This is a genomic window from Pseudolabrys taiwanensis (genome assembly GCF_003367395.1).
Classification (GTDB): domain Bacteria; phylum Pseudomonadota; class Alphaproteobacteria; order Rhizobiales; family Xanthobacteraceae; genus Pseudolabrys; species Pseudolabrys taiwanensis.
In genome coordinates, this window is sequence record NZ_CP031417.1 from 5,228,703 (window position 1) to 5,244,728 (window position 16,026).

The 16,026-nt window shown below is 65.3% G+C and carries 13 protein-coding genes; 12 read left to right on the top strand and 1 reads right to left on the bottom strand.

The annotated features are described in order from the left end of the window. The first annotated feature begins 125 nt into the window (after positions 1-125). Both DW352_RS24915 and DW352_RS24920 read left to right on the top strand, forming a co-directional pair. The gene (locus tag DW352_RS24915) at positions 126-1,463 is read left to right on the top strand and encodes an EAL domain-containing protein (protein WP_115693860.1); all 1,338 of its coding nucleotides are present in this window, start codon (positions 126-128) and stop codon (positions 1,461-1,463) included. A gap of 171 nt (positions 1,464-1,634) precedes the next feature. After that, positions 1,635-2,498, top strand: a complete 864-nt coding sequence (locus DW352_RS24920) for a TIGR01459 family HAD-type hydrolase (RefSeq protein ID WP_115693861.1) — start codon at positions 1,635-1,637, stop codon at positions 2,496-2,498. 72 nt (positions 2,499-2,570) lie between these two features. Here DW352_RS24920 and DW352_RS24925 read toward each other — a convergent pair whose 3' ends face one another. Continuing rightward, the gene (locus DW352_RS24925; protein ID WP_115693862.1) at positions 2,571-2,972 is read right to left on the bottom strand and encodes a response regulator; all 402 of its coding nucleotides are present in this window, start codon (positions 2,970-2,972) and stop codon (positions 2,571-2,573) included. Positions 2,973-3,150: 178 nt separating this feature from the next. Between DW352_RS24925 and DW352_RS24930 the strand changes: the two genes are divergently transcribed. The 10 genes from DW352_RS24930 (at position 3,151) to mutL (ending at position 15,898) form a co-directional block, all read left to right on the top strand. After that, a complete protein-coding gene (locus DW352_RS24930; RefSeq protein ID WP_115693863.1) occupies positions 3,151-4,143 on the top strand; it encodes a bifunctional riboflavin kinase/FAD synthetase in 993 nt (330 codons plus the stop codon). A gap of 86 nt (positions 4,144-4,229) precedes the next feature. Further along, a complete protein-coding gene (ileS, locus tag DW352_RS24935) occupies positions 4,230-7,280 on the top strand; it encodes an isoleucine--tRNA ligase (protein ID WP_115693864.1) in 3,051 nt (1,016 codons plus the stop codon). A gap of 196 nt (positions 7,281-7,476) precedes the next feature. Beyond that, a complete protein-coding gene (gene lspA, locus DW352_RS24940) occupies positions 7,477-7,995 on the top strand; it encodes a signal peptidase II (protein WP_425374673.1) in 519 nt (172 codons plus the stop codon). A gap of 71 nt (positions 7,996-8,066) precedes the next feature. After that, a complete protein-coding gene (locus DW352_RS24945; RefSeq protein WP_115693865.1) occupies positions 8,067-8,780 on the top strand; it encodes a hypothetical protein in 714 nt (237 codons plus the stop codon). A gap of 103 nt (positions 8,781-8,883) precedes the next feature. Then, positions 8,884-10,260: a M16 family metallopeptidase gene (locus tag DW352_RS24950; protein ID WP_245434242.1), complete on the top strand. Its 1,377-nt coding sequence runs from the start codon at positions 8,884-8,886 to the stop codon at positions 10,258-10,260. Further along, positions 10,257-11,588 carry a M16 family metallopeptidase gene (locus tag DW352_RS24955; RefSeq protein WP_115693867.1) on the top strand — a complete coding sequence of 444 codons (1,332 nt, stop codon included), beginning with the start codon at positions 10,257-10,259 and terminating at the stop codon, positions 11,586-11,588. The genes DW352_RS24950 and DW352_RS24955 overlap by 4 nt, the downstream gene beginning before the upstream one ends. A 140-nt stretch (positions 11,589-11,728) precedes the next feature. Continuing rightward, complete coding sequence (locus tag DW352_RS24960; RefSeq protein ID WP_115693868.1) at positions 11,729-13,039, top strand: glucose-6-phosphate isomerase; 1,311 nt, start codon at positions 11,729-11,731, stop codon at positions 13,037-13,039. Between the two features lie 4 nt (positions 13,040-13,043). Beyond that, on the top strand, positions 13,044-13,337 hold the full coding sequence (locus DW352_RS24965; RefSeq protein WP_115693869.1) for a DUF1330 domain-containing protein: 294 nt from the start codon (positions 13,044-13,046) through the stop codon (positions 13,335-13,337). Positions 13,338-13,448: 111 nt separating this feature from the next. Beyond that, complete coding sequence (gene arfB, locus DW352_RS24970) at positions 13,449-13,865, top strand: alternative ribosome rescue aminoacyl-tRNA hydrolase ArfB (protein ID WP_115693870.1); 417 nt, start codon at positions 13,449-13,451, stop codon at positions 13,863-13,865. Positions 13,866-14,095: 230 nt separating this feature from the next. After that, positions 14,096-15,898 carry a DNA mismatch repair endonuclease MutL gene (mutL, locus tag DW352_RS24975; RefSeq protein WP_115693871.1) on the top strand — a complete coding sequence of 601 codons (1,803 nt, stop codon included), beginning with the start codon at positions 14,096-14,098 and terminating at the stop codon, positions 15,896-15,898. The last annotated feature ends 128 nt before the right edge of the window (positions 15,899-16,026 follow it).

Here is a 16,026-nt window from a genome sequence, read left to right on the forward strand (position 1 = left end):
TACCATATCAGGTGTTCGTTATTGCGCAGACCCGCCAGGTCGGGAACATTACAATCGGCTCGCGCGAATCAAATTACTGTGGGAAGGGGCCCTTCGGCGGAAAAAGGGCCGGTAGGATCAACGGCATGCGTCGTTTCAGCGCCATCTTCATCGCGATCTGCATGATAGCGATCGCCGCCTCGGTCGGCGGGGTCCTCTATCTTGCCTTCCAGGTCGATGCGCCGACGTCGGCGATCGTGGCGCTGGCCTTCTTGATCGGCCTCGCTCTCTATAACACCATCAGCAACCGCCTGCGCGATCGCGGCGAGCTCGGCAGTCAGATCGGCGATCTGTCGCGCGGCACGGCGGATCTTGCGCGCCAGGTCGCGGAATTGTCGCGCCGGCTCAACGCCATCGAGACCAATGTGACGGAGACGGTGAATCGCGCGCGTGGTGCCGTCGACCCGATCGAAGCCGAGATCAACGAGCTCGGCGGCTTGATGCGCCAGCTTGCCGACACGGTCGCGACGCACGAGGAGTTGTTGCAGGAGCAGGGCGTGCTGCCGGTGCGGCCCGTGCTGGTGTCCTCGCAGCCCGAACCGGTCATGCCGGTCGATACGGCTCCGGAAGCGCCGCTCGCGCTGCAAGAGAACGAGGCGGTCGATGTTCCGCGCTTGTTCGGCGGGATGACCCGCGAAGCGATGGCGGAAGCCGTCGCCTACGCGGTGAAAGAGAACCGAATCGATCTTTATCTGCAGCCGATCGTGACATTGCCCCAGCGTAAGGTGCGCTACTACGAAGCAATGTCGCGACTGCGGACGACCGATGGCGACATCCTGCCCGCCGCCGACTTCATCGAGATCGCCGAACTCACCGGCCTGATGCCGAAGATCGATAATTTGTTGGCTTTCCGCTGCGTGCAGGTGACGCGGCGGTTGCAGCTCAAGAGCCGCGACGTCGGCCTGTTCTGCAATGTCAGCCCCACCACCTTGGCCGACGCCAACTACTTCAAACAGTTCCTCGATTTCATGGAGGCCAACCGCGCGCTGGCGCCGGCCCTGGTGTTCGAGTTCACCCAGCGCGCGTATCGCGCCTTTGGCGCAATCGAACAGGAAAGTCTGGCGGCGCTGGCCGAACTCGGCTTCCGCTTCTCGATGGACAACGTCACCGACCTGCGGCTGGAGCCGAAGGAGCTGTCCGAGCGCGGCTTCCGCCACCTCAAGGTGCCGGCGAAGCTCCTGGTCGGAAAAAGCGGCGGCCTGCAGACCGACATTCACCCGGAAGATCTCGCCGATCTGCTGGCGCGCTACGGCATAGATCTGGTCGCCGAGCGCATCGAAGGCGAGAACATGGTGGTCGATCTGCTCGACTACGATGTGCGCTTCGGCCAGGGCTTCCTGTTCTCGGCGCCGCGCCCGGTGCGGGCGGAGGCGCTGCAAGGCTCGGGCGCCCAGGCCGGCACGGCGTTCGCCGCGGCAAGCTGACTTGTCTTACCGCCCCCTGAAAGGGGGAGGTCGCCCGCTGCAAGCGGGCGGGTGGGGTCAATTCCCTGCAACATCGATTCCATGTAATGACCCCCTCCCTGACCCTCCCCCTTTCAGGGGGAGGGAATTGAAAGTCCTTGCCGGTCCAACGGCAAAACCAAGCGACGTGTCATGACCTTGCCGCCTTTGCTTCCGCATCTCGCTCCGCTGGCGCCTGACTACGACGCCGTTCTCTCCGACATCTGGGGCGTTCTGCATAACGGCGTCGTTGCCTTTCCGAATGCCTGCGACGCGCTGATGCGTGTGCGCGCGCGTGGCGCGGCCGTCGTGCTGGTGACCAATGCGCCGCGGCCGAACGAGGTGGTGGCGCGGCAGCTCGACAGCCTGCACGTGCCGCGCGAGGCTTACGATGCCGTGGTGTCCTCCGGCGACGTCACGCGCAGCGTCATCGTGCAGCGACGGGGACAGACGGTGTTTCATCTCGGTCCCGAACGCGATGCGTCGATCTTCACCGGGCTCGACGTGCATTTCGCGCCGCTCGAAAGCGCGGATTATGTCGTCTGTTCCGGGCTCGTGGACGATGAGAAAGAGACGCCGGACGACTACCGCGCGCGGCTCGAGCTGATGCTCAAGCGCAAGACGTTCATGATCTGCGGCAATCCGGACGTGGTGGTCGAGCGCGGCGACACGCTGGTCTATTGCGCCGGCGCGATCGCCGACCTCTACGCGACGATGGGCGGCGAGGTGCTCTACGCTGGCAAGCCGTATCGGCCGATCTACGACTTGGCGCTTGCCAAGGCGGCGGAGGCGGCCGGCCGCACGGTGGCGCCTGAGCGCGTGCTGGCGATCGGCGATTCCGTGCGCACGGACCTGAAGGGCGCGCGCACGGCCGGCATCGATTTCCTGTTCGTCACCTCGGGCATCCATGCCGAGGAAGTGGGTGGCCGCGACAAGCCCGACACGAGCGCCCTCAAGACCGTGTTCGCCGCCGCCGGCGACATGCCGAAAGCGGTCATGCGCGAATTGGCGTGGTGATTTCGGTCGTCCCGGGCGGGCGAGCGCGCTGGCCCGGAATTGGGGACGACAGCGCTCAAAATCCAGGTGAACTCAAGCCGCCGGAACCTGCAGATCCGGGAACACGGCTTCGATCTTGCTGCGCAGGGTCTGGGCGTTGAACGGCTTGACGATGTAATTCGACACGCCGGCCTTCTTGGCCGCGATCACGTTCTCGGTCTTCGACTCGGCCGTCACCATGATGAACGGCGTCGCCGCCAGGGCCGGATCGGCGCGCACTTCCTTGAGCAGCGCGTAACCGGTCATCGGCTCCATGTTCCAGTCCGAGATCACCAGGCCGTATTTGCGCGCCCGCATCTTCTCCAGCGCCGAGGCGCCGTCGCTGGCATCGTCGATGTTCTGGAAGCCCAACTGCCGCAGCAGGTTACAGATGATCCGCACCATGGTGTTGTAGTCGTCCACGACCAGGACCGGCATTGACAGATCTACAGCCATGGCAACGGCCCGCGCGCGGGTCCTCTCAAAAGGGTGCCGGACGGTAACAACGGGCGCTGAATACTCCGTTAATTTGAAACTTTGTTAACCTCACGCTAACCGTCTTGCCCATGATCAGGCCGCTTGACGAAATAGTGGGGAAAGCTTTGAACACGCGCCGCAAGATGTTCCAGTTCTGATGAAGCAGCCCCCTCGCTCTCCAAACGCTTTCCACGTCGTGCACGGCGGCGCCGAGGGCGTCGACGCCGGAGCGCTTGCCGGCGCGGTCGTGGCCATCGGCAATTTCGACGGCGTGCACCGCGGCCATCGCGCGGTGATCGGCGCGGCGCTCACGCGCGCCCGCGCGCTCGGGCGCAAGGCGGCGGCCCTGACCTTCACGCCGCATCCGCGTCAGTTCTTCCGGCCGCAGGATGGACTGTTTCTCCTGTCGAGCGAGCGCGACAAGCTGCGGCTGCTGGCGACCACGGGGCTCGATGGCGCGGTGATCATGCGTTTCGATGCGGCGCTCGCTGCCACGTCGGCGCAGGACTTCATCGAGCGAATCCTGGTCGAGAGCCTGGGTGTCGGCGGCGCCGCCATCGGTTTCGACTTCCATTTCGGCCACAAGCGCGCCGGCTCGCCGGCCTATCTCGCTGGCCAGGGGGCGACGCTCGGCTTCGACGTGGACATCGTGCCGCCGCTCGAGGACGAGGGGCGGCCGGTCTCGTCCGGCGCGGTGCGGACGGCGCTGACCGACGGCAAGGTGGTGGAGGCCGCCGAGCTTCTGGGCGCGCCCTGGTTCATCGCCGGCGAGGTGATCCACGGCGAAAAGCGCGGCCGCGATCTCGGTTTCCCCACCGCCAATATCCGGCTCGATCCGGCCTGCGGCCTCAAGCACGGCATTTACGCCGTGCGCATGGACGTCGACGGCACGCGTTATGACGGCGTCGCCAGCTTCGGCCGGCGTCCCATGTTTGATAATGGGGCTCCCTTGCTGGAGGTGTTCCTGTTCGACTTCTCGGGCGACCTCTACGGTAAGCGGGTCGACGTCGCCTTCATCGGCTGGATCAGGTCCGAGCAGAAGTTCGCGTCCATCGACGCGCTCAAGCGCCAGATGGACGACGATGCGGCCCGCGCCAAAGACGCGCTGGCGCGATCGGGCGGGGCGTTTCCGATTCTGGGCATGATTTGACCCTGCGTTGTCGCGCGCTCGCCCGGGGCGACAGCAAAGAGCCCCGGCCTTTCGCCTCATAAATCACCCTGCTACAAGCCCGTCCCATGTCGAAACCAGAGCGCGATTATTCCGAGACCCTGTTCCTGCCGCAGACGGATTTTCCGATGCGCGCGGGCCTGCCGCAGAAGGAGCCCGAACTCCTCAAGCGCTGGCAGGACACCGATCTGTACAAGCAGCTTCGCGAGAACGCGAAGGGACGCGAGAAGTTCGTCCTGCACGACGGGCCGCCTTACGCCAACGGCAACATTCATATCGGTCACGCGCTGAACAAAATCCTCAAGGACGTGGTGACGCGCAGCCAGCAGATGCTCGGCTACGACTCCAACTACGTGCCCGGTTGGGACTGCCACGGTCTGCCGATCGAGTGGAAGATCGAGGAAGAGAACTACCGCTCCAAGAACAAGGGCAAGCCGAACTTCTCCAATCCGGAGGCAATGGTCGCATTCCGTCAGGAATGCCGCGCCTATGCCGAGAAGTGGCTCAACGTACAGCGCGACGAGTTCAAGCGTCTTGGCGTCGAGGGCGATTGGCAGCACCCTTACACAACGATGAGCTTCCCGGCCGAGGCGCAGATCGCGCGCGAACTGATGAAGTTCGCGACCAACGGCACGCTCTATCGTGGCTCGAAGCCGGTGATGTGGTCGGTGGTCGAGAAGACCGCGCTGGCCGAAGCCGAGATCGAGTACGAGGATTACACCAGCGATACGGTGTGGGTGAAGTTTCCGGTCAAGGACGCTGATGTCCTTGCGCGCAATGCCGGCACCCACACGGACCGGCTGACGCTGACTGAGCACCTCTCGCATGCATCGGTCGTCATCTGGACCACCACGCCGTGGACGCTGCCAGGAAATCGCGCGGTTTCGTTCTCGCCGAAGATCGCTTACGGCCTCTACAAGGTCACCGATGCCGCACCGGACAATTGGGCGAAGTTCGGCGACCTGTTCATCCTGTCGGAAAATCTTGCGGGCGAGGTGTTTAAGCAGGCGCGCGTCGCTGCCTACGACAAGGTTGCCGATGTCCCGGCCGAGGTACTCGCTGAACTGACTTTGAAGCATCCCTTCGCCGGCAAGGGTTACGACTTCACCGTGCCGCTGCTCGCCGGCGATCACGTCACCGACGACACCGGTACCGGCTTTGTGCACACCGCGCCCGGCCACGGTCGTGAAGACTTCGACGTCTGGATCGCCAACCGCGCCAATCTCGAGGCCCGCGGCATCAATTCGTCGATCCCCTATACCGTCGATGAGAATGGCGCGCTCACCGATGCCGCGCCGGGCTTCACCGGCAAGCGTGTCATCAACGACAAGGGCGAGAAGGGCGACGCCAACGAAGCGGTGATCAAGGCGCTCATCGAAGCCGGCATGATCATCGCGCGCGGCCGCCTCAAGCATCAGTATCCGCACTCGTGGCGCTCGAAGAAGCCGGTCATCTTCCGCAACACGCCGCAGTGGTTCATCGCCATGGACAAGCAGTTTTCGCTGTCCATCGGCGCGGCATCGTCGCCGGGCATTGCGCGGAACGATCAGCGCACCTTGCGGGAACGCGCGCTCGACGCCATCGCCGAAACGCGCTGGGTGCCCGCTGCCGGCGAGAACCGCATCAACGGCATGATCGAGAGCCGCCCGGACTGGGTGATCTCGCGCCAGCGGGCCTGGGGCGTGCCGATCGCGGTCTTCATCAAGGAGAGGCCGGACGGCTCGGTCGATATCCTGCAAGATCCGGACGTGAACGTGCGTATCGTCGAAGCCTTCGAGGCCGAAGGCGCCGATGCCTGGTACAAGGAAGGTGCCGCCGAGCGCTTCCTGGGCAAGCGAGCGGCCGAAGGCTGGAAGAAGGTCGACGACATTCTCGACGTCTGGTTCGACTCAGGCTCGACGCATGCCTTCGTGCTCGACGATGCGCTGCATTTCCCCCAGCTCGCCGGCATCAAGCGCAAGGTCGATGGCGGCGATGACACCGTGATGTATCTGGAAGGCTCGGATCAGCATCGCGGCTGGTTCCACTCGTCGCTGCTGGAGAGCTGCGGCACGCGCGGCCGCGCGCCTTTCGACGTCGTGCTGACGCACGGCTTCGTGCTCGACGAGAACGGGCGCAAGATGTCGAAGTCGCTCGGCAACGTCGTGGCGCCGCAGGACGTCATCAAGCAGTCCGGCGCCGACATTTTGCGCATGTGGGTTTGCGCCTCGGACTATGCCGACGACCTGCGCATCGGGCCGGAGATCCTCAAGACCACGGCGGACACTTATCGCAAGCTGCGCAACACCATCCGCTGGATGCTGGGCTCGCTCGCGCATTTCAAGGACGATGAGCGCGTCAGCGCCGAGAAGATGCCCGAGCTCGAGCGCTTGATGCTCCATCGTCTGGTCGAGCTCGATGCAGTGGTGCGGCAGGCTTACGCCGATTTCGACTACAAGAAGATTTTCGCCGCTTTGTCGGCCTTCATGACCTCGGATCTGTCGGCCTTCTATTTCGACATCCGCAAGGATGCGCTGTATTGCGATCCTTATTCGTCGACGACGCGTAAGGCGAGCCTGACGGTCATCGACTATCTGTTCCGCTGCACCGTGACCTGGCTCGCGCCGATGCTGTGCTTCACGGCGGAAGAGGCGTGGCTGTCGCGTTATGGTGCGGACGCCAAGTCGGTGCATCTCGAAGATTTTCCGAAGGTCCTGGCCGCCTGGCGCGACGACAAGCTCGCTGAGAAGTGGCGCAAGGTCCGCACGGTTCGCCGCGTCATCACCGGCGCGCTGGAGATCGAGCGCGCACAAAAGCGCATCGGTTCGTCCCTGGAGGCGCATCCGATCGTGCATGTGTCGAACGAGGAATTGTTCGAGGCCGTCGCCGATGTCGACATGGCGGAGGTGTGCATTACCTCGGCGCTGACGCTCGTGCGCGACGAAGGTCCTGACGGCGCTTTCCGCGCGCCGGACGTGTCCGGCGTGGCGGTGGTGCCCAATCTCGCCGAAGGCACTAAATGCGCGCGTTCGTGGAAGATCCTGACCACCATCGGCGCCGATCCGGAATACCCGGACGTTTCGCCGCGCGACGCTCAGGCGCTGCGCGAATGGGACGCCATGCGCAAGGCGGCGGAGTAGGGTGTCGTAGTTGATGGGGGCGATAGCCATCCGCTTCGCGTCATGCCCGGGCTCGACCCGGGCATCCATGATGGTCTCCAGCCTGTGAGGGCAGTGCCGACGCTTTCTCTCCGGCATTGCCACATGGATTGCCGGGTCAAGCCCGGCAATGACCGCGGGAGAGGTGATCGCCGCGACCAAAGAGGTGAGTGAACTGATGCCGCGCGCTTCCTACCTCTCCGGCCCGATGACCCGCTTCGGCCTTGCCATCGCGGTCGCCGCCTGCGTGCTCGATCAGGCCACCAAGCTGTATCTGATGTTCGTCTACGACCTACCGAACCGGACTCCGATCCGTCTCGGCCCTTTCTTCGACTTTGTCTTCGTGCGCAACACCGGCATCAGCTACGGCCTGTTCCAGACGGACAGTTCGCTCGGCCAATGGACCTTGCTCGGCCTCAAGATCGCGGCCGTGATCGCCCTCTGGGTCTGGCTCGCCCGGGTGACCGACCGGCTGACCGCGGCCTCGCTCGGGCTCATCATCGGCGGGGCGATCGGCAACGCCATCGACCGCCTGGCCTATGGCTGGGTCTTCGATTTCGTGTTTTTCCACGTTTCGGCCGGCACCTGGCGGTTTAACTGGTACGTTTTTAACCTCGCCGACGCCGCCATCGTTGCCGGGGTGATCGGGCTGCTGTATGAATCCCTGCGAGGGGACCGCGCCGTAAAAGCGCCCTGATCCGCCGCAATAGTCCGTTGTAGTCCGCCGAAATCCTCAAGGATTTCAGCTTGTTCTAGGCCAGGATCGGAATGAACTCGATGCGCCCGACACGCCCGCTGACGAAAGCGACCGCGACCGCCGCCTGCGCTTTTGCGCTCGCCGTGGCCCTGACCGCCGCGCCGGCCCGCGCCGAAGACAACGAGCCGTCGATCGACCAGAAGGTCCTCCGCGGGCTGATGGAAGGCCTCGGCCTCAAGCGCGACGGCGAGGCGATCAATTATCAGGAACGCGCCCCGCTGGTGATTCCGCCCGGACGCGACCTGCCGCCGCCCGAGCGGGCCGACGCGGTTACCGCCAACCCGGCCTGGCCGAAGGATCCCGACGTCGAGCGCCGCAAGGAAGCGGCGCGCCTCGAGCGTAACCGCAACGTCAGTGACGAGCGTGAGCGGGAGCAGAACCCGCTGCGTGCGGATCAGTTGACGCCCGGCCGTTCGGCGGCGGGCAGGAGCCGGTCCAGCGGCAGTGGCAGTGGCTACGACAGCTATCGTTCGGCGCAGGGCGACTTCCAGAATCAATTGTCGCCGAGCGAGCTCGGCTACAAAGGCGGTATCTGGAACAGCATGTTCGGCGCCGACAAGGACAACAAGGCGGTGCGCTTCACCGGCGAGCCGACGCGCAATTCGCTGACCGAACCGCCGCCGGGCTATCAGACACCATCGCCGGATCAGCCCTATGGCGCCGGCAAAGCCGCCGGACCGAAGGCGACCGATTACTACGCGACTCACTCCGAGCCGACCCGCTAACGGCCGGCCGGGCTTCGTGGGTCACGCCGACTGTCGCTCGCCTGTCGTGCGGCGAATGGCCGGGTGCGGGGCGCGCATCGCAAGTGCCGTAAAGGTCCCAACAGTGCCACTCAATCGAAAATTCGTCGTGCGGGCGTTGTCCTTGCTTGGCTGCGCCGCATTCGCCACGTCGGCCGTCGCCGCCGAAAGCGGCGGTCCCAAAGTCGCCGACTACACGCTTTCGAACGGGCTCGAACTGGTCGTCATCCCCGATCATCGCGCGCCGGTCGTGACGCACATGATCTGGTACAAGGTCGGCGCCGCCGACGAGACGCCGGGCAAATCCGGTCTCGCGCACTTCCTCGAACATTTGATGTTCAAGGGCACGGCCAAGAATCCGGCAGGCAAGTTCTCTCAGGTTGTCGCCCGCATCGGCGGCCAGGAGAACGCCTTCACCTCCAACGATTACACCGGTTACTTCCAGCGCGTGCCGAGCGATCAGCTCAAGACCGTGATGGAGTTCGAGGCCGATCGCATGACCGGTTTGCAGCTCACCGACGCGGTGGTGCTGCCGGAGCGCGACGTCATTCTCGAAGAGCGCAACCAGCGCATGGAGAACAATCCGCGCGCGCGCTTGTCCGAGCAGATCGAGGCCGCGCTGTTTCTCAACCATCCTTATGGCAAGCCGGTGATCGGCTGGCGTCATGAAATGGAAGGGCTCACCCGCGACGACGCCATCGGTTTTTATCGGCGCTTCTATGGGCCGAACAATGCCGTAGTGGTGATCGCCGGCGACGTCGATCCGGCCGAGGCCAAGAAGCTGGCCGAAGACACTTACGGCAAGGTCGGGCCGCGCAGCGCCATTCCGCCGCGCAATCGTCCGCAGGAGCCGCCGCCGGCCGCGGTGCGCTCGCTCACGCTCGCCGATCCGCGCGTCGAGATGCCGACGCTGCAGCGCGATTATCTGGTGCCTTCCTTCCATACGGCCAAGCCGGGCGAATCGCCGGCGCTCGAAGTGCTCTCGAGCATTCTCGGCGGTGGCTCCAACAGCCGGCTCTACCGCGCACTGGTCGTGGACAAGTCCGTCGCCGTGTCGGCCGGCGCCTGGTATGACTCCTCCGCCTTCGACATGTCGAAGTTCGGCGTTTACGGCGCGCCGCGCGAGGGCGTGACATTGCCGCAGCTCGAGAGTGCGATCGATGCGGTGATCGCCGATGTGATCGACAAGGGCGTGACCGCCGAAGAACTCGATCGCGTGAAGACGCGGCTCATCGCCGATGCCGTCTACGCGCAGGACAATCAGGCGACCATGGCGCGCTGGTATGGCAGCGCGCTGACGACCGGCGGCACCGTCAAGGACGTCCAAGGCTGGTCGGAGCGCATTCGCGCGGTTTCGGCGCAAGAGGTGCAGGACGCCGCCCGCAAGTGGCTCGACAAGCGCCGCTCGGTCACCGGCTATCTGATCAAAGACACCAGCCCGCAGCCGGAGCGCCGCTCATGATCCGTTTCATCGCTCCGCTCGCGCTCGCATTGGTCGCCTTCGTCGGCGGCGCTCCCGCCGCCTCGGCGATGAAGATCGAGAAGATCGTCAGCCCGGGCGGCATCGAGGCCTGGCTGGTGCGCGAACAGGCGACGCCGCTGGTCGCGCTCAACTATGCGTTCCACGGCGGCTCGAGTCAGGACACGCCGGAGAAGTCCGGCACGGCCAATCTCGTCGCCGACATGCTGGACGAAGGCGCGGGCGATCTCGACAGCAAGGCGTATCACGAGCGTCTCGAGCAGCGCGCGATCGAGATGAGCTTCCGCGTCGGCCGCGATTACTTCTTCGGTTCTGTGCGGACGCTCAACGAGCACCGCGACGAAGCCTTCGATCTGTTGCGGCTGGCGCTGACCAAGCCCCGCTTCGACGCCGACGCGCTCGAGCGCGTGCGCGGTCAGGAACTGGCAGGCTTGCGCCGCGAGACGACGAACCCGAACGATCTCGCGAGCCGCGCCTGGTGGAGCGCGGCCTTTCCCAATCACCCTTACGGCCGCGAAACCAAGGGTTCGCTCGAGACCGTGCCGCGCATCACCGCCGACGATCTGCGCGATTACGTGAAGCGCGCCTTCGCGCGCAACGAGCTGACGATCTCCATCGTCGGCGATATCGACGCCAAAGCCGCCGGCGAACTGATCGACCGCGCCTTCGGCGGCCTGCCGGCCAAGAACGACCTCAAGCCGGTGCCGGAAGCGACGCCGCGTGGGCTCGGACGTCGCATCGTCATCAATCTCGATGTGCCCCAGGCGGTGGTCACCTTCGGCGGAACGGGCATCGAGCGTAACGATCCCGACTTCATGGCGGGCTATATCGTCAATCATATTCTCGGCGGTGGCAGCTTCTCCTCGCGGCTGTATCGCGAAGTGCGCGAGAAGCGTGGCCTTGCTTACGGCGTTTCCGACAGCCTGGTGTGGTTCAAGCGCGCGGCCGTCATCCTGGGTGGCACGGCCACGCGCGCGGACCGCACGGCCGACGCGCTGGATATCATCGAGAAAGAAACCAAGCGCATGGCCGAGGAAGGCCCGACGGCGGACGAACTGGCGGCCGCGAAGTCGTTCCTGAAGGGCTCTTACGCGCTGTCGCTGGACACTTCGGGCAAGATCGCCGCGCAGCTGACGCAGATCCAGCTCGACAAGCTGGGCATCGATTACATCGAGCGCCGCGGCGCCATGATCGACGCGGTCACGATCGAGGATGCCAAGCGGGTGGCGAAGCGTCTGTATGGCGGGGGCATGCTCGTGACCGTGGCCGGCCGGCCGAAAGGTCTCACATCGACCGGAACCCCGGAGTAGGGTGAGCGTTGTTTACCGTCATGCCCCGCGAAAGCGGGGCATTTGGTATCCGGGGCGTGAGCGTTTTGTGACAATCATAACCTTTAGTGATTAGGGTTCGTCCCGCTCGCGCGACCGATGTCGGCTCGTAAGGTTCGTTCATGACAATCAACCAATCCATCGACAGTGCACTCGCCAAGAACGTGGGCGCGCAGGGCATCGACGACGCCGCGCTCGCCGCGGCACTGGCGCGCGCGGAAGGCGCGCTCGACCGTCTGCGGCAGCATTACAGCGAGGGCACATTGCCGCTTCTGCGGCTGCCGGAAAAGAAAGACGATCTCGCGCAAATCAAGGAGGCGGCGGGCAAGCTCGCCGACGGCGCGAGCGACATCGTCATTCTCGGGACCGGCGGCTCCTCGCTCGGCGGCCAGACCTTGGCGCAGCTTGCCGGCTATGCCGTCCCGGGCGTGGGCGTGCTGCGTGCGCCGCCGCGATTGCACTTCATCGACAATCTCGATGCACATTCTTACGAGAGCATGCTCGGCAAGCTGCCGCTCGCCAGCACGCGCTTTGTCGCGATCTCGAAGTCCGGCGGTACTGCCGAGACGTTGATGCAGACCATTGCCGCCTTGTCCGCCGTCAAGCACGCGGGCCTCGATCCGCGTGCCGGCTTCCTCGGCATCAGCGAGCCGGTGAAGGATGGCAAGCGCAACGGCCTGCGCGATCTCTTGTCCAAGCATCAGGTCGCGTTTCTCGATCATGATCCGCAGGTCGGTGGGCGTTACTCGGCGCTCACCAATGTCGGGCTGCTACCGGCGGCGGCGATCGGGCTCGACATCGGCGCGATCCGTGCCGGCGCATCGGCGGCGTTGTCGCCCGTGTTGAACAAGGCAAAGCCGGCGGACGTGCCGGCCGCGGTCGGCGCCGCGCTTGCCGTTTCGCTCGCGGAGAGCAAGGGCAAGGCGATCAGCGTGCTGATGGCTTATACCGACCGGCTCGAGCGGCTGACGCACTGGTACGTGCAGCTCTGGGCCGAGAGCCTCGGCAAGCAGGGCAAAGGCACGACGCCGCTCGCCGCGCTCGGTCCGGTCGATCAGCACAGCCAGGTGCAGCTTTTCATCGGTGGGCCGCGCGACAAGCTGTTCAACGTCGTATTGGTGAACGGCGCAGGGCAGGGCCCGCGTATGGACGCCGAGCTTGCCAAGCTGGCCGGCGAGCCAGGCTTTGCCGGCAAGACCATCGGCGATCTCGTGTGGGCGGAGGGCCGCGCCACGGCGGAAACGTTGGCGAAGAACGGTTGCCCGGTGCGGACCTTTACGCTCGCCAAGCTCGACGAAGCATCGCTCGGCGAATTGATGATGCACTTCATGCTTGAGACCATCATCGCCGCGCACCTGATGGGCATCGATGCCTTCGATCAGCCGGCGGTCGAAGAAGGCAAGGTTCTGGCCAAGAAGTATCTGATGGGCTGAGCCCATGTCGGCCTACGTCATCTCGGACGTGAAGTTCCTCGATCAGGACTTGATCGAGCGCTATCGCCCCTTGGCGTCCGCCTCGATCGAAAAGTATGGCGGCCGTTATATCGTGCGCGGCGGCGACGCCGAATGCGTCGAAGGCACACGCGATCCGGACCGGCGGCTCATCGTCGTCGAGTTTCCCGACATGGCGCGGGCGCGAGAATGGTACGCCTCGCCCGAATATGCTCAGGCGCTGAATATCCGCAACGCCGGAGCGCTGGAGCGGACGTTGGTGTTCGTGGAAGGGGTGTGACTTTCCTTGTCACGGCCGGGCTTGCCCCGGCCATCCCGTAGGAGGGCAGGCCGCGTCCCTCAGCGAGATCGCCGCGACAATTCCGGCGATGACAGGTACATTCGCCGTACCATGCACCGCGTCACCGACACCATTTCCATCGACGATTCCGAACTTGAGGAGTCGTTCGTTCGCGCCTCGGGCCCGGGCGGGCAGAACGTCAACAAGGTGTCGTCGGCGGTGCAATTGCGTTTCGATGCGCGACGTTCGCGGTCGCTGCCGAATGACGTCGCCATCCGCCTGATGAAGCTCGCCGGCTCGAAGCTGACCAAGGATGGCGTCATCGTCATCGTGGCGCAGGAGCACCGCGACCAGTCGCGCAATCGCGCCGAAGCGCGCGAGCGGCTGTTCGAGATGATCCGTCAGGCGGCGGTCAGGCCGACGGTACGCCGCGAGACCAAGGTGCCGAAGTCCGAAAAGAAAAAGCGGGTCGAGGGCAAAAAGCGCCGCAGCGAGGTCAAGGCCATGCGCAAGGGCGGGTGGGATTGACTGTCGTCCCGGGCGAGCCAACGGGTCCGCGCGAAGCGCGGCCCGATGACAGGCTCCGCGAGGCCCGGGACCCATACGCTGCAGCATCACGATAGGGCAGGGGCTATGGGTCCCCGCCTGCGCGGGGACGACAAGAAAAGGATAACGGGCACAGCGGCCACCCCCGCCTCGCGGCGGCCCGGTTCGGCCGGTAGAGTCCCGGAGAACTTCGAATCAGGCCCTGTTTTTTAATGCCCGTCCGCCAACTGTCCGAAGCCGTCGTCAACCGCATCGCCGCCGGCGAGGTGGTCGAGCGACCGGCGAGCGTCGTCAAGGAACTGGTCGAGAACGCGCTCGACGCCGGCGCCAAGCGCATCGACGTGCTTACCGACGGTGGCGGCCGGCGGCTGATCCGCGTCACCGACGACGGCGCCGGCATGACGCGCACCGATCTCGATCTCTCCGTCGAGCGCCACGCCACGTCCAAGCTCGATGGCGACGACCTCATGGCGATCCACACCTTGGGCTTCCGTGGCGAAGCCTTGCCGTCGATCGGCTCGGTGTCCCGGCTGAGCATCACCACGCGCCACGGCAGCGAGCCGCACGCGTGGACGCTCACGGTCGACGCCGGCCACAAGTCGGAGATCAAGCCGGCGGCCTTGACCCAGGGCACGACGATCGAAGTGCGCGACCTGTTCTACGCGACGCCCGCGCGTTTGAAATTCCTCAAGACCGACCGCAGCGAAGCGGAAGCGGTGCGCGAGGTCGTGCGGCGTCTGGCCATGAGCCGGCCCGACGTCGCCTTCACGCTCGCCGGCGAGGAGCGCGCGCCGGTGACCTGGGGGCAGGCGCCGGAACAAGAGCCGTTGGCGCGGCTGGGCGACGTGCTCGGCCAGGACTTCCGCGGCAATGCCATCGCTGTCGCCGCCGAACGCGAAGGCGTGCGGCTCACCGGCTTCGCCGGCCTGCCAACATTGTCGCGGGCCAACTCGCTCGGCCAGTATCTGTTCGTCAACGGCCGTCCGGTGCGCGACAAGGTGCTGGTCGGCGCGGTGCGCGCCGCCTATGCCGATTACCTGCCGCGCGACCGTTATCCGCTGCTGGCGTTGTTCGTCGAGATCGACGCGCGCGAGGTCGACGTCAACGTGCATCCGGCCAAGACCGAGGTGCGTTTTCGCGACGGCAATCTGGTGCGCGGCCTCATCGTGCGTGCGCTGAAGGACGCATTGGCGCGCGAAGGCCAGCGCGCGGCCTCGACCGGCGGCGGTGCGACCATCGCCACGTTCCGTCCCGCCGTGGCGCCGTCACGCGGTTATGACTGGCGGCGTTCGCCGGCGCGGCCTCTGCCGATGGTGCAGGGGCGCAGCGCCACCGCGCTCGGCTTCGCCGAAGTCGCACAGGCTGCGTTCGATGTCGGCACGCCGTCTGCCGATACGGCGGTCGCCAAGTTCGAGCCGCAGCCGGATTTGATCGAGCATCCGTTGGGCGCCGCGCGCGCGCAGGTGCATGAGACCTACATCGTGTCGCAGACGCGCGACGGTCTCGTCATCGTCGATCAACACGCGGCGCACGAGCGTATCGTCTATGAGCGCATGAAGGCGGCGATCGAGAAGACTGGCGTCGCCCGGCAGATCATGCTCATCCCGGAGATCGTCGAACTCGACGAGGCCGACGCCGCGCGCCTCGTCGCGCGCGCGGATGATCTGGCGCGCTTCGGTCTCGTCGTCGAGAGCTTCGGCCCCGGTGCCGTGGCGGTACGCGAGACGCCGGCAATGCTCGGCGAAATCGACGTGCGCGGTCTGGTGACCGATCTCGCCGAGCACATGGCGGAGTGGGACGATTCATTGCCGCTGGAGCGGCGTTTGCTGCATGTTTCGGCGACGATGGCTTGCCATGGCTCGGTGCGCGCCGGCCGCCGGCTCAAGCCCGACGAAATGAACGCGCTCCTGCGCGAGATGGAAGCTGTGCCGAATTCCGGCCAGTGCAATCATGGCCGCCCGACTTACGTCGAGTTGAAGCTGACGGATATCGAGAAGCTGTTTGGGAGAAGGTGATCCTGTCATGCCCGCGCGCGGACATCGGGTTTACCCGATGTCCGCCATTAAAGTGCGCAAGTCGGCTATAGCCGACTTGCGATGGGCATCCAGTACACCGCAGCAGAATCGATAGGGCACGGAGTACT

Coding starts and splice junctions, on each gene's coding strand:
- DW352_RS24915 (WP_115693860.1), top strand. CDS start 126: ATGCGTCGTTTCAGCGCCATCTTCATCGCGATCTGCATGATAGCGATC.
- DW352_RS24960 (WP_115693868.1), top strand. CDS start 11,729: ATGACAATCAACCAATCCATCGACAGTGCACTCGCCAAGAACGTGGGC.
- DW352_RS24925 (WP_115693862.1), bottom strand. CDS start 2,972: ATGGCTGTAGATCTGTCAATGCCGGTCCTGGTCGTGGACGACTACAAC.
- DW352_RS24965 (WP_115693869.1), top strand. CDS start 13,044: ATGTCGGCCTACGTCATCTCGGACGTGAAGTTCCTCGATCAGGACTTG.
- DW352_RS24955 (WP_115693867.1), top strand. CDS start 10,257: ATGATCCGTTTCATCGCTCCGCTCGCGCTCGCATTGGTCGCCTTCGTC.
- ileS (WP_115693864.1), top strand. CDS start 4,230: ATGTCGAAACCAGAGCGCGATTATTCCGAGACCCTGTTCCTGCCGCAG.
- DW352_RS24945 (WP_115693865.1), top strand. CDS start 8,067: ATGAACTCGATGCGCCCGACACGCCCGCTGACGAAAGCGACCGCGACC.
- DW352_RS24920 (WP_115693861.1), top strand. CDS start 1,635: ATGACCTTGCCGCCTTTGCTTCCGCATCTCGCTCCGCTGGCGCCTGAC.
- arfB (WP_115693870.1), top strand. CDS start 13,449: ATGCACCGCGTCACCGACACCATTTCCATCGACGATTCCGAACTTGAG.
- lspA (WP_425374673.1), top strand. CDS start 7,477: ATGCCGCGCGCTTCCTACCTCTCCGGCCCGATGACCCGCTTCGGCCTT.
- DW352_RS24930 (WP_115693863.1), top strand. CDS start 3,151: ATGAAGCAGCCCCCTCGCTCTCCAAACGCTTTCCACGTCGTGCACGGC.
- mutL (WP_115693871.1), top strand. CDS start 14,096: ATGCCCGTCCGCCAACTGTCCGAAGCCGTCGTCAACCGCATCGCCGCC.